Raw genomic sequence first — 13,393 nt, 5'->3', positions numbered from 1 at the left:
AGCCGGCCCGCGGTGGGCACCGCGTCCCGACGTCGCCGCGCCCGCACCGGCCGGTGCCGCGCTGCCCGTAGGGGCAACCCGGACTGCCCGCAGGACCGGCCGGCGACCGGGGAAGGGGCCGGCAGATCCGGCGCACGCTGGTGCGGACCCGCCCACCGACCGGGAGACAGGCGTGCATCCGCATCAGGACGTCCAGCCGGCGCCATGGCAACACACGTTCGCCCCGACCTTCGCCTGGCTCGCCGAACACGAGCCGGCGTACTTCCAGCGCCTCACCTGGGCCGAGACCCAGCAGAACGGCACCTGCCTGGCGATGTTCCATGCCTGGGCCGACGAGCAGGCCGCCCACACCGGCGTCGACCAGCTGCGCCGTAGCCTGGCCACGATCACACTGCTCCAGCAGCACGCCGGTGGGCAACTGGACCGGGACCACCTCGTCGTCGCGCTGGTGGACACCGTCCGGCCGCCGTGGGTCGACCACCCCCTGGCGGTGGCGTTCGGGGAGGTCGATCCGGCGCTCGTCGCGGAGTTCGCACAGATCGACGACATGTACGCCCTGGTCGCCCGGTTGGCGCAGGTGTTCGAGGTGGACACCGGGTTCACGTTCGCCCTCTGGTCGGTCGCCGCCGAGGCCCTCGCCGGCGAGGTCGCCGGGGCGTACCTGCCGTACTTCGCCGCGGCCTGCGACGAGCACCTGCGGCAGTGGTATCTGACCGCCACCGACGCGCAACCGGACCTGACCGGTCAGCCCGGCGACCCGGCACCTGACGGCGGCGACCAGCCGGCGCCCCGGTGGCTGGACTACCTGGAACCCGCCCGGTTCCCGCAGGTGCTGGCGGACTGCCCGGACCTCGCCACCGACATCGCCGACTACAACACGCAGACGTACGCGTTCAACCTCGCCGGGCCGTACCAGGAGGAGTACCGGTCGTCGGTGCACGATGCCATCGCCCGCGTCCTGGCCTGGTACGCCCACCGTCAACCGGTGGTCCTGGGTCGCCTCCAGGCGTTCGGCGGGTGGCAGGGGCAGCCCGACGATCCGGCGACCGCCAACCTGCTGGCCCTCGCCCCGGAGTGGGAGCAGCTCCGCCAGGCGTGCGGGCACCTCACCGCCGCCCTCGAACCCGGCTTCACCGGATATCCGCCGGCCCAGCCGATGCCGGTCCGGGAACAGATCGCGGCGGCGGCACGGGCCCGACTGTCGGCCAGGGAGAACCGGCAGGACGGTGCGGAACCGCCCGAACCGGTCGAAGCGCCGAGAGCCGTCGAGGCACCGCGACCACCATCCCGCCGGCCCGAACGGGACGAGCAGCACGGACGGTCGCCGCTGGGCGGCATCACCGACGAGCAGTGGCGGCAGGTCGCGGCGATCCTGCCCGGCGGAAACCCGCAGCGCAGCCGGCGGTACGACCTCCGGCTGATCGTGGAAGCGATCCACCACCGCAAACGCACCGGCTGCGCCTGGGTGAACATGCCGGGGCACTATCCACCCGCCCGGACCCTCACCAAGTACCAGTCGACCTGGGAGCGGGACGGCACCATGCGGCTGATCGAGGCGATCCTGGGCTAGGCTCCCCCGGCCAGATTCTCCGGACCAGCTCGCCGGGCGACGCCCGGCAGGTCCGGCCGCCGGCGCCACGGTCGGTGTCGCTCAGCATGGTTACCGGACGTCTCCGTCGACGGACCTACCTGAGCGGGACCGCTGCCGCGGCCAGGGTGGCCAGCGACAGTGTCGTGGTCAGCAGCACCGCGCGGCTGGTCACCGCCTCGCCGACGCCGTACTCCTGGCCGAAGATGAAGGTGTTCTGCGCTGTCGGCAGGCCCGCGCACACCACCACGGCGAGCAGCTGCGGCGCGGGCAGGTGCAGGGCCAGTCCTGCCGCGTACGCGACGGCCGGCTGCGCGACGAGCTTCAGCGCGGTGATCACGGCCAGCTCGGCCGGCGCGGCCCGACCAGCCGGCTCGGCCCGGTCGTCGCGCGACGGCGTCGGGTGGTGCAGCGACGCGCCGAGCGCGACCAGGGCGGCCGGAGTAGCGGCGCCCGACAGCAGGGTGAGTGTCGCGTCGGCCGCCGCCGGCAACGGCAGGCCGGCAGCCGAGCAGGCGACACCGAGCAGGGATGCCAGGATCACCGGGTTGCGTACCGGCAGGGAGGCGACCCGGCGGACCCGTACCCTCCCGTCGGGGTCGCGGTGCCGGTCCAGGGCGACCAGGATCACGGGTGCCACCACCAGTACCTGTAGCAGCACCACCTGCGCCAGGAACGCGACGTCGCCGAGGACCTGGGTGGCGATGGGGATGCCGAGGTTCGCCGAGTTGACGTACCCGGCGGCCATGCCCCAGATCGGCCGCTCGCCGGGCTCGCGGCCGAACAGCCGGCTCACCCCGAACCACCCGAGCCCGACGACGGCCGTCGTGCTCACCGCGAAGGCGAGCAGCGGGCGGCCGGCGAACCCGGACAGCGGCATCCCGGACAGCGCCAGGAACAGGGCGGCCGGCATCGCCAACTGGAACACGAACCGGCCGAGCACCGCGGCCCCCGCCTCACCCAGCAGACCCCACCGGTGGGCCGCGTAGCCGACGACGGTGAGAATCCAGATCGGCACGAACGCCGACACCAGGCTCATGCGGGTGTCACCGACGACCGGACGAGGGGGCAACGCGCCCGGTGGACGGCGTCCCCGGGTACCCCGTCATCAGTACCGCCTCGATCCGCGTCACCGCCGGGACGACCGCCCGGAGGCCCTGTCACCGGCCGGCCTGTGTCTCGTCTCCCGCTACCGTACGGACGTGGCGCGGGTACTGGTGACCGGCATGTCGGGCGCGGGAAAGACGACGGTCCTCGACGAGCTTCGCCGGCGGGGTTTCCGCACGGTCGACACGGACTACGGCGGCTGGGAACTGCCCGACGGGACCTGGGACGAGCCGCGGATGAGCGGGTTGCTCGACCGGTACCGCGATCTGGTCGTGTCCGGCACGGAACGAACCCCTGTGGAAGGACTCCCGAACAGCGGGCGGAGATCGCCCATTACATCCATACCGTCGAGCCGCTGCTCCGACGTGGAGCCACCGTCGAACTCGACGGACGTCGGCGGGTTTCCGACCTGGCGGACACCATCGAAGTGCTGGTCGGCAAGGAGCGCTGATCGGCCGCGTACGGGACGATCCCCCGGCCGGGACCGGTCGGGGCGGACCGGCGTCGTCCGGCGTGCCCCGGGCGACAGGTCGTGATTCCTTGGCATGACCGTGGGCGCTGACCGCGAACTGCATGTCGCGCCCGGGCCGTGGCGTCCCCGGCGTTAGACTCGCCGGCCATGGGCCTGCTCACCTTCAGTTTGAACATCACCCTGGACGGTTGCGCCGACCACCAGGAGGGGATCGCCGACGACGAGACACACGCCTTCTTCACCCGGCTGATGGACGAGGCCGGGGCGATGCTGTGGGGTCGGGTCACCTACGAGATGATGGAGAGCGCCTGGCCGGCCGTCGCCCGCGGCGACCAGGAGGCGCCACCGGCGATGCAGGAGTGGGCGGCCAAGTTGGAGGCCAAACCCAAGTACGTGGTGTCGTCGACGCGCACGGACTTCCCGTGGACCAACAGCCACCACATCGCCGGCGACCTGCGCGAGGGCGTGCAGAAGCTCAAGGACGCGACCCCGGACGGGGTCCTGCTCGGTAGCGGCAACCTCGCGACCGAGCTGGACCGCCTCGACCTGATCGACGAGTACCGGATGCTCGTTCAACCCCGGATCGCCGGTCACGGCCCGACCCTGTACCAGGGCGGGCTGCCCGCCACCCGCCGACTCGAACTGATCTCGGCGGAGCCGATGCGCAACGGTGTAGTGGCCGTGCACTACCGCCGCGCAGGCTGATCACCGGAGTCCCAGGATCGTCCACGGCATAACACCGAGCGCGAGGGCCCCCGTACGCAGTTCCGCGTTGCGTCGGAGTCTCGGTCTGACGCTTCGCCTTCGCCGTGATCATATGTCGCCGGCCGCCCCCTTCCGACCCGTCGCCGGCCTGACAGGCCGGTCAGACGGTGCGTCGGTCGGTGGGAGTGACGACGTCGAAATAGGGGAAGGTGTCCGAGATCCGGTCCGGGTCCGGGCTGAAGCCGTTGGCGAGCGGCGAGTTCGTCGTCAGCGAGAGCATGACGTCCATGACGTTGTCACGCAGCGCCCGACCGTTGAACGTGGCAAAGGTGAACGCCGCCGGCGTCCCGAGTTCGTAGGGCAGGTTCAATGCTCCGAACCTGGCGAGCACCTGCTCCGCGTAGGCCGCGGGGTCGCCGACGGTGCCGGCCAGGGTCGTGATGTCCCGGATCGCGGCACCGATCTGTGCGGTGAACGGGCTGTCGTCCCCGTCGGAGGAGGTCCGGTTGTAGGCCTCACGCTGCTCTTCGGCGGCCAGGTACAGGTGGGTCAGGAGCGGGAGGCCCCATCGGGACACCTGCTGTTCCGGTGCATGACCGTGGAGGGAGATGGTGGCCCAGGCGTGCACATGGCCGGATCCGATGGTGCTCTGGGGCACCTCGAGCACGATGACGGCGACCTGGCGGGCAGCGAAGAAGTTCTCGCGGCTGTCGAACGCCTCGGGCTCGTACCTGCCCTGCGCGAGTGCTGCGGCGAACGCCTCCTGGCCGGCGGCGTTCCCTGCGAAGGCATCGCGGGCCTGCCCGGTGAAGGCTCTGGCGACACCGTTGTCGGCCACGTGCGAGGTACGTCCCCTGAGGACCTCGTCGCCGTCGACTCCGCTGCGCGAGGCGGTCCCTTCTGCTCGGTGAACGGTGAACGCCTGCTCGTGGTCACCGTTCTCGGCGTGGGTGGCCTCACCGAACCGGACCTTGAACGACACGTCTTCGACCCCGTCACCGTCGGTGTCGAATCGGAAGGTGTAGACACCCTCGTTCCGGAACAGCCCGCTCCTGCCCGCAGCGGCCTCGGGGTTGACCGTCATGGCCATGGTGGTGAACCCGGAGCGTCCGCTGAACAGGTAGAAGTCGCACAGGTTGAGACGCGGGTCCTCCATCGAGGTCGGGGTGTCGAAGTGGTGGGACATCAGGGTTCCTCCCGGTCGTCGATCGCTGAGGGACGCTCGTCGGTGAAGCGGCGGCGGGCAGGCGGCTGGTCGCCGCGGCGCCGCCTCGGAGCGTCAGCCCTTGAGCAGTTCGGCCGGGATCGTCTGGTCCTCGAGGTTCAGCGGCGGCCCCAGGATAGTCTGGCCGGTGGCCTCGGACGCCGCAGCGATCGCGTCGGACGTCAGCTCCCAGCCGTCCGGACGCGGCTGTCGCACGTCACGGCCGGCGCGCCGGAAGAAGCTCTCCAGGCCCGCCGGAGTCGTGACCGTGACGATCTCGGCATCGGAGGTGAGCCGGTAGGCCATCGGCACACCGCGGGGCACGACGCAGAGGCCACCGGCCGCCAGCTCGTACCGGTGCCCGCCGACCCAGAAGACACCGCTGCCGCTGAGCAGCAGCATGATCTCGTCCTCACGGCTGTGGACGTGGACCGGCGACGCCGAACCGGCTCTGGCGCTGGATCGGAACAGGGTCAACTGACCGCCCGTGTGCTCCCCGCTGAGCGGGATCCGGATGAGCCGTCCGCCGATCCATTCGACCGCCTCCTGCTCGTCCGGCTGGGCCGCATACGGCGTTCCGACGGCCTGCGTGCCGGTGGAGACCACGGGCAGGGTGCCGTCCGGGCCCAGAGGCGGGCCGAGAATCGTCTGGCCGTTCGCCGCAGCTGCCTTGCCCATGGTCTCCGGTGTGATGCTCCATCCCTCGGGCTTCGGCTCGGCACGGTCGTGACCGGCTCCGCGGAAGAAGCCTTCGAGCCCGGACGGCGTGCTCAAGGCGAGCATCTCGGCGTCGGAGGTGATCCGGTAGGCGTGCGGGACCTCACGCGGCAGGAACGCGACCCCACCCTCCTCGACCTCGAAGCGGTGTGTGCCGGACCAGAAGGTGGCGCTTCCGCTCAGCATCATGACGATTTCGTCTTCGCGGGAGTGCACGTGGGCCGGGGAAGCCGCCCCCGCCGGGGCGAAGGACCGGAACATCGCCAGCTGCCCGCCGGTGTGCTCGCCGGCCAGCAGAACCTGCATGGTTCCGCCGTTGAGCCACTCCAGCTGCTGGTGTTGGGAAGCTTGCGCTACGTAGGGGAATGTCATGGATCAGTCCGTCCGACTCGTCGTGCGTGTACTGCCACGTGCCACGCTAGGCAGCGGAGCCGGGACGTCAGCAGACCGGAAAACGGGGATTGATCCTAACCATCAAACGTCGTACGATGGTTAGTTCTATGGCACGTCTATCAGTAGCGGAACGCGATGCCCTGCAAGGCGTCGAGCGCGCCTGCCGGGCCGACTCGGAGCCTCGAGCTCTCCGGGCCGAGATCGCGACCCGGCTCAGCCGGGTGATCGCACACGACGCCTACTGCTTCGCCGCCGCCGACCCGCACACCCTCCTACTCGCCGACGAGGTGTCCCACAACATCCCCGCCGGAGGTGAGTCGATCGCCGCGTACAACGAATACCTGGTGGACGACGTCGACAAGTTCGCCGACCTGGCCCGATCCCGGCAGACGGTGGGCGTCCTCGGCCTCAGCACCGGCGGCGAGCCGGGACGCAGCCACCGGTTTCGCACCGTGCTGCCCATGATGGAGGCCAGGGACGAGATGCGGATCGTCTTCCTCGCCGGCCAACACTGCTGGGGGGCGATCTCCCTGTTCCGCGGTCACGACCGGGCCGGATTCACCCCGCACGAGGCGGCCTTGGCCCGGGCGGCGGCGCGCCCCATCGCGGCCGCGTTGCGCCGCGCCGCCTGCCGGCCCGGCACCTCGCCGGACGACCTCGCGGAACCATCAGGTCCCGGCGTTCTGCTTTTCGACCACAGCGACACGTTGACGATCGCCAACGAGGCCGCCCAGCGCTGGCTGGAGGAGCTCTCACCGCACCGGGTCGCGCTGCACGAGGTGTGTGCGGCCACCCGTGCGGGCCGAGGCTCGACGTATGTCCGGTTCCGATCGAGGACAGGTCGATGGCTCTCGCTCTACGGTTCGACGGTGAACAACGGCGGCGTGTCCGTCGTCATCCAGCCCACGCCGACGTCCGACACCGTCCGCGTGCTCGCGCTCGCGCACGCGCTGACCTCGCGGGAGCAGCAGGTGCTGCAGTGCGTGATCGCAGGCACGCCCACCGCCACGATCGCCGCCGAGCTCCAGATCACGGCGAACACCGTACAGAACCACCTGAAATCGCTGTTCGCCAAGTTCGGCGTGTCCAGTCGCGGCCAACTGGTCCCGCAGGTGATCGGGGAGATCTACCAGCTCTGAGAGGAAGCCGGCGGCCCACACCGACCGGACGGCCCGGCTGGGCCCCAGCGGCCCATGTCCAGTACGCCGCGGAGCGGTCGTCGTGCGTACCGGTCGTCAACGGGCAGCACGGCGACGCCATGGTGGTGGAGCGGCGCGACGACGTGGCCGAGGCCCGCAGCTGCCGCCCGTCACTGACCGGACGCTTGCCATACACTGAATCTCACACGGATGTGAGGTAAGGACAGGGGGTAGTCATGACCGCCACCATCCGGATCGGTGAACTCGCCGCCCGCACCGGGGTCAGCGTGCGCTCCCTGCGCTACTACGAGGAGCAGGGCCTACTCACCAGCGAGCGCAGCGCGAGCGGGCACCGCCGCTACGTCGAGGGCCAGGTCGAACGGATCCTGTTCATCCAGCGGCTGTTCTCCGCCGGCCTGAGCAGTCGGACGATCGTCGACCTGCTGCCCTGCGTCGATTCTCCGAACGCGGACGCCTCCGAGGCGGCTCTGGAACGCATGAACCAGGAGCGGGTCCGGCTCGAACGGCACATCGAGGATCTGATCGGGACCCGTGCGGCGCTGGACGAGCTGATCGCCGCCAACCGCGCGCACCGCCCGGAACCCACCGACACGTGAGCCGTCGCGATCCACATGTAGTGCAGACTGATCTCCGCCGTCCCGGTGTCGTCCGCCACGTCTCGACCGCAGGGCTTGCATCTGACATCAATGTCAGATTCTACGGTGACGGCATGGCATCACTCTTCGACAATGTCCCCCTCGGCCGCCTCCGGCTTCCCAACCGGCTGGTGATGGCCCCGATGAGCAGGGTGCGCTCCAACCGTGAGGGGCTCGCGACCGCGTCGATGGCGACGTACTACGCCCAACGGGCCAGCGCCGGTCTGATCATCACCGAGGGCGTGCACCCCAGCCCGGTCGGACAGTCCAACCCGCTCACGCCGGGGCTGCACACCCCGGCGCAGGTCGACTCCTGGCGGCAGGTCACCTCCGCCGTGCACACCAACGGGGGCAGGATCTTCGCGCAGATCATGCACGCGGGTCGGATCAGCCACCCGGACACGACCGGCCACCAGCCGGTCGCACCCTCCGCGGTCGCCGCCCGCGGGACCTACGTGTTCACCCCCACCGGACCGCAGCTCGTGCCGACGCCACGCGCGCTGTCGACAGCGGAGGTGCCGGGTGAGGTGGAGTCCATCGCGGCGGCGGCGGCCAACGCGGTCCGGGCCGGCTTCGACGGCGTGGAGCTGCACGGCGCGAACGGGTACCTGATCGGACAGTTCCTCTCCGGCAACGCCAACCTCCGCACCGACCGCTACGGCGGTTCCGTCACCGGGCGCATCCGCTTCGCCGTGGAGGCGGTCGCCGCCACGATCGACGCGGTGGGCGCGCACCGCGTCGGGTTGCGGTTGTCGCCCGGCGCCGGCATCGCCGACGCCATCGACACCGACACCGCAGAGGTGTACGGCGCGCTGCTCGCCGAACTCGTCCCGCTCGGGCCGGCGTACGTGCACCTGGCCGGCACCGACGAGCAGCTGCTGCTCGGACTGCGCCGCGCCTGGCCCGGCACGCTCATCGTCAACCCCTCGGCGGCGAACAGTGCCGTGGCGGCGACCCGGGACGACGCCGAGCGGTGGCTGGCCCACGGGGCGGATCTGATCTCGCTCGGCCGCGCGTACCTCGCCAACCCCGACCTGGTCGAACGGTTCCGGGCGGATCTGCCGCTGGCGGTCGCCGACCAGGGCACCTACTACGTCGGCGGCGACGACGGCTACCTCACCTATCCGGCGTACGCCCACCCACGCGCGACCGCGACGGAGTCGGTATGACGTGAACGTCGCCATGGACCGGTCGTCCCGTCGGTGAGGTCGACCGGTCAGTCGTGCCGGGTGCGCCCGTAGTGCCGGCGGGCCTTGAGCCGGTTGCCGCAGGCGGCCATCGAGCACCACCGGCCGGTGTTCGACCGGCTGCGGTCGAGGAGGAACAGGGCGCACTCGTCGTTCGCGCAGGCGCGCAGCCGGCCGGGTCGGGTGCGCTCCAGCTCGTCCCAGGCCATGATCGCCTCGGCCAGCACGGTTCGCGTCGGCGTGGCCTGGATCGTCCAGGTCAGTCGGCCGTCACCGGTGATCGACGGCCGCGACGACACACCCTCCAGCAGCGCCGTCAGCGCCGACGGCGGCTGGTCGCCCCGGACGACCGCCTGAAGCACGTCCCGGCCGGCCCGCAGCGCCGCCGGGTCGTCGACGTCCAGGGACAGGGTGTCGGTCGGTGTGCCGTCGATCACCGGCGTGCTGTTGAGCAGTGTCAATAGCAGCTCTTCACTCAATCTAACCCCCACGGTCCGCTTGACAGGTTACCCCACACGACGCAGGATCTAACCATCTCCAATCCTCAAGGAGGTTAGTCATGGTGCATCATCGGTACACGACCGTCGACGGACACCGCGTCTTCTACCGGGAGGCCGGTGATCCCGCTCAGCCCACCATCGTCCTGCTGCACGGATACCCGACCAGCTCGTTCATGTTCCGCGAACTGATCCCCGAGCTCGCCGGTGACTTCCACGTGATCGCGCCGGACCACCTCGGCTTCGGGCTGTCCGACGCCCCGCCCGCGGACACGTTCACCTACAGCTTCGACGCGCTCAGCCGGATCACCGCGAAACTGCTGGCCGACCTCGGGATCCAGCGGTACACGATCTACGTGCAGGACTACGGCGCCCCGATCGGCTGGCGGCTGGCGCTGAGCGACCCGTCGGCGATCAACGGCATCATCTCCCAGAACGGCAACGCGTACGAGGCCGGCTTCATCCCCTCCTTCTGGGAACCGGTGTGGGCCTACCACCGCGAGCGCACCGAGGCCACCGAGAACGCGATGCGGCAGGCGCTGACCCTGGAGGCGATCCGCTGGCAGTACCTCACCGGCGTAAAGGACCCGACGCTTGTCGACCCGACCGTCTGGTGGCACGACTTCGCGCTGGTCAATCGGCCGGGCAACGACGCCGTGCAGCTCGCGCTGTTCGCCGACTACGCCAGCAACGTCCCGCTCTACCAGCGACTGCACGCATACTTCCGCGAGCACCAGCCGCCGCTGCTGGCCGTCTGGGGCGAGGGCGACGAGATCTTCGGGCCGGCCGGTGTCCATGCGTTCGCCGACGACCTGCCCGACGCCGAGGTCCACCTGCTACCGGGCGGCCATTTCCTGCTGGAGACCGCGGTCGACGAGGTCGCCCAGCTGATCCGTGACTTCCGGGCGAAGCTGCGCACCTGACCGACGCCGGACGCCCGGACCACCGGCCGATCCGGCTTTGCTGCGGTCGCCGCGGACACCGGCCCAGCGAGGCCGGTGTCGAGTGCGGACCATACCAACGCGTTCGCCGTCGTCCTCGTCACCCGGGCGGTGCCGATGCGAGGCGAGGCCGGCCCTGCTCGGTTCGTCGGCCATCCTCGGCCCACCGACAGGTGCAGCGGCGGGAGATCGTCCGGCCAGCTCTCGGCCCTGAGCTTAGGGGTCCGTATGAGCCCGGCTCGCGGCGGTGGCTCTAATACTGTCCTCAGGTAGGTCGGGGAGGATGATCGGCAAACGCGTCGATGGGAAGGGGCGGGCCGGCGTGCGGATCATGATCGCGGATGACGAGAAGGCCATCCGTGAGTCACTGGAGCGGGTGCTCCAGGTGGAGGGATACGACATCAGCACCGCCGCCAACGGTCTCGCCGTGCTCGACGGGATCCACGGGCCGGACGGTGACGCGCTGGATCTGCTGATCCTCGACGTGATGATGCCTCGCCTCGGTGGGTTGGAAACCTGCCGACGGCTGCGGGCCGCCGGTCGGGATCTGCCCGTGTTGATGCTGACCGCCCGTGATCAGGTCTCCGACCGCGTCGCCGGGCTGGACGCGGGCGCCGACGACTATCTGCCCAAGCCGTTCGCCACTGAGGAGTTACTGGCCAGGGTGCGTGCCCTGCTGCGCCGCCGCAGCTCGGGCGACGCAGAGTCGCCGATCCTGTCGTTCGCCGACGTCCGCCTCGATCCCGACAGGTTCGAGGCGTGGCGGGGTGTGCGACCGCTACGCCTGACCCGGACCGAGTTCTCCCTGTTGCAGGTCCTCATGCGCAACGCGACCCGGGTGTTGACCCGCGACGCGCTGTTCGAGGCGATCTGGGGCTTCGACATGACCACCACCGCCAACAACCTGCAGGTGTACGTGAGTTACCTGCGCCGCAAGCTGGAGGCCGAGGGTGAACCCCGACTGATCTACACGCTGCGCGGTCTGGGGTACACGTTGCGGGAGAGCCCTCCGTGAGCGGGCTCGTCGGCCGCGCGCAGCGCCGGCTGAGCCGGTGGTGGCGTCGGCAGTCGCTACGGAGCAGACTGACGGTGATCGCGGCGACAGCCATCGCGGTCAGCGTGTTCGTGGCTTTCCAGGTGGCCAGCGAGCTGATGGACCAGAAGCTGCGGCACACGGCCGAGACCCAGCTACGCGCCGACGCCCGCGTGCTGGCGACGAGCGCACAGCGCTCCGGTCTGACGCAGGTCCAGCTACCGCCGTACTCCGGGTCCGGTCGGCTGGTGCGGCTCATCCTGCCCGACGGCTCGACCCGGACACCGGCCGGCCAACCCGCGCTGCCCGCCGTCAGTGAGGGCGCCGGGCGTGTGGCGCAGGGGGCGTCGTCCGATCTGCTGGAGTCGACCGACTGGAACGACGGTTACCGCATCTACACGCTGCGGGCGGTTGACGGCGCGGTCCAGGTGGTCGACCTCGCCGACGACGGCCCGATCAACCAGTTCGGGTTCGGCATGCTGCTGATCGGGTTGTTCTGCGTGGTCGGCGGCGCCCTCGTCGGGCGGACCGTGGCGCGGACCGGGCTGGCCCCGATCGACCGGCTGACCGCCGCCGCGGTACGTGTCGCGCACACCCAGGATCTCGACGCCGACATCCCGAACGAGGGCGGCGGGGAGATCCGGCGACTGATCCAGGCGATCAACGACATGCTGGCCGCGCTGCGGGACTCCCGACAGGCCCAGCGGCTACTCGCCGAGGACGCCGCCCACGAACTCAAGACCCCGCTCACCAGCCTGCGCCTCAACATCGAGTTGCTGATCCGCCTCGATCGGCGCGGTACCCTCGGCACCGCCCTCCCGGCGGAAAGCCGCACCCGGCTGCTCAACGATCTCGGTGCCCAGGTCGCCGAACTGAGCACCCTCGCCGCCGAGCTGACCGACCTGGCACGCGGTGACGTCAGCGACGAGAGCACCGAGCTGCTCGATCTCGCCGACGTGGTGGTGGCCGCTACGACCCAGGCCCGTTCCCGGATGCCCGACATCGAGGTCGCGCTCGACGTGACCTCCGTGTGGGTCGGCGGACGTCCCGCTGCTCTGCGACGGGCAGTGCTCAACCTCATCGACAACGCCGGCAAGTGGTCCCCCTCTGACCAGGTGGTCCAGATCCGGCTCCGGGCCGAGGACACGTCGGCGGTGCTCGAGGTCGACGACGCCGGGCCGGGCATCGACGATGCCGACGTACCACGGGTGTTCGACCGGTTCTACCGGGCCGAGGGCGCGCGGGCGCTACCGGGATCCGGTCTGGGCCTCTCGATCGTGAAGCGGGTCGTCCACGCCCATGGTGGCCGGGTCACCGTCGTCCGCTCCGCACGCGGTGGCGCGCTGCTGCGGGTCGACCTTCCGGCCGCGGCCCCGCCCGCTCCGTTCGCTGCCACGGAGGGCACCGCAGTACGCTGACCCACCCCGCAGCGCGACACACCATAGGAGGCAGCAGCCATCAAGCATGGCTGCGCGCGGCTCACCCCAGGGTAGGACCACGGGCACTCGGCTCCGGCCGCACGGCGCACGACGGGAGTGCTGCTGGTCGACCCGTTCCGGGTTGGTGTACGTGATGCCAGACGACATCGCCGGCGGCTCCGACTCGGCCAGGACTCCGGCCAGCAGCCGGCAAGCGTGCCGTCCAAGGCTTCCCGCGGAAACGCGTGAGGATCGATTCTCAAAGACCGATACCCGCCAGGCACGTCTCGCTACGGCACCGCACCGCCACGCGCGTCACCAGCGCGAACCCGTATT

12 protein-coding genes are annotated in these 13,393 nt (G+C 70.6%); 8 read left to right on the top strand and 4 right to left on the bottom strand.

Annotation, left to right across the window (positions count from 1 at the left end; genetic code table 11):
- Window positions 1–172: 172 nt before the first annotated feature.
- Complete coding sequence (locus tag ACN260_RS09345; protein WP_422755563.1) at window positions 173–1,570, top strand: transposase; 1,398 nt, start codon at window positions 173–175, stop codon at window positions 1,568–1,570.
- 115 nt (window positions 1,571–1,685) lie between these two features.
- Here ACN260_RS09345 and ACN260_RS09340 read toward each other — a convergent pair whose 3' ends face one another.
- Window positions 1,686–2,627 carry an AEC family transporter gene (locus ACN260_RS09340; RefSeq protein ID WP_422755562.1) on the bottom strand — a complete coding sequence of 314 codons (942 nt, stop codon included), beginning with the start codon at window positions 2,625–2,627 and terminating at the stop codon, window positions 1,686–1,688.
- A gap of 687 nt (window positions 2,628–3,314) precedes the next feature.
- On the opposite strand from ACN260_RS09340, the gene ACN260_RS09335 reads away from it, so the two are divergent.
- Complete coding sequence (locus ACN260_RS09335; protein ID WP_422755561.1) at window positions 3,315–3,872, top strand: dihydrofolate reductase family protein; 558 nt, start codon at window positions 3,315–3,317, stop codon at window positions 3,870–3,872.
- A gap of 160 nt (window positions 3,873–4,032) precedes the next feature.
- Here the strand turns inward: ACN260_RS09335 and ACN260_RS09330 are convergent, their stop codons facing one another.
- Entirely contained in the window at window positions 4,033–5,058 is a 1,026-nt protein-coding gene (locus ACN260_RS09330; protein ID WP_422755560.1) for a DUF4331 family protein, read from the bottom strand.
- A 93-nt stretch (window positions 5,059–5,151) separates the two neighbouring features.
- Complete coding sequence (locus ACN260_RS09325) at window positions 5,152–6,165, bottom strand: cupin domain-containing protein (RefSeq protein WP_422755559.1); 1,014 nt, start codon at window positions 6,163–6,165, stop codon at window positions 5,152–5,154.
- Window positions 6,166–6,407: 242 nt separating this feature from the next.
- On the opposite strand from ACN260_RS09325, the gene ACN260_RS09320 reads away from it, so the two are divergent.
- From ACN260_RS09320 to ACN260_RS09310, 3 genes are all read left to right on the top strand, one after another.
- Entirely contained in the window at window positions 6,408–7,325 is a 918-nt protein-coding gene (locus ACN260_RS09320; protein ID WP_422755558.1) for a LuxR C-terminal-related transcriptional regulator, read from the top strand.
- A 248-nt stretch (window positions 7,326–7,573) separates the two neighbouring features.
- Complete coding sequence (locus ACN260_RS09315) at window positions 7,574–7,942, top strand: MerR family transcriptional regulator (protein ID WP_422756673.1); 369 nt, start codon at window positions 7,574–7,576, stop codon at window positions 7,940–7,942.
- Window positions 7,943–8,055: 113 nt separating this feature from the next.
- A complete protein-coding gene (locus ACN260_RS09310) occupies window positions 8,056–9,150 on the top strand; it encodes an alkene reductase (RefSeq protein WP_422755557.1) in 1,095 nt (364 codons plus the stop codon).
- A 47-nt stretch (window positions 9,151–9,197) separates the two neighbouring features.
- Here ACN260_RS09310 and ACN260_RS09305 read toward each other — a convergent pair whose 3' ends face one another.
- Window positions 9,198–9,647, bottom strand: a complete 450-nt coding sequence (locus ACN260_RS09305) for a CGNR zinc finger domain-containing protein (protein ID WP_422755556.1) — start codon at window positions 9,645–9,647, stop codon at window positions 9,198–9,200.
- 80 nt (window positions 9,648–9,727) lie between these two features.
- Between ACN260_RS09305 and ACN260_RS09300 the strand changes: the two genes are divergently transcribed.
- The 3 genes from ACN260_RS09300 to ACN260_RS09290 all read left to right on the top strand — a co-directional run bounded on the left by ACN260_RS09300 (window position 9,728) and on the right by ACN260_RS09290 (window position 13,057).
- On the top strand, window positions 9,728–10,588 hold the full coding sequence (locus ACN260_RS09300) for an alpha/beta fold hydrolase (protein WP_422755555.1): 861 nt from the start codon (window positions 9,728–9,730) through the stop codon (window positions 10,586–10,588).
- A 340-nt stretch (window positions 10,589–10,928) separates the two neighbouring features.
- Window positions 10,929–11,621: a response regulator transcription factor gene (locus ACN260_RS09295; protein WP_422756672.1), complete on the top strand. Its 693-nt coding sequence runs from the start codon at window positions 10,929–10,931 to the stop codon at window positions 11,619–11,621.
- Window positions 11,618–13,057 carry a HAMP domain-containing sensor histidine kinase gene (locus ACN260_RS09290; protein WP_422755554.1) on the top strand — a complete coding sequence of 480 codons (1,440 nt, stop codon included), beginning with the start codon at window positions 11,618–11,620 and terminating at the stop codon, window positions 13,055–13,057. The genes ACN260_RS09295 and ACN260_RS09290 overlap by 4 nt, the downstream gene beginning before the upstream one ends.
- The last annotated feature ends 336 nt before the right edge of the window (window positions 13,058–13,393 follow it).

The organism is Micromonospora sp. WMMD708 (assembly GCF_049315245.1).
Lineage (GTDB): Bacteria > Actinomycetota > Actinomycetes > Mycobacteriales > Micromonosporaceae > Micromonospora > Micromonospora wenchangensis.
This window is presented reverse-complemented; position numbering and strand designations above follow the sequence as displayed.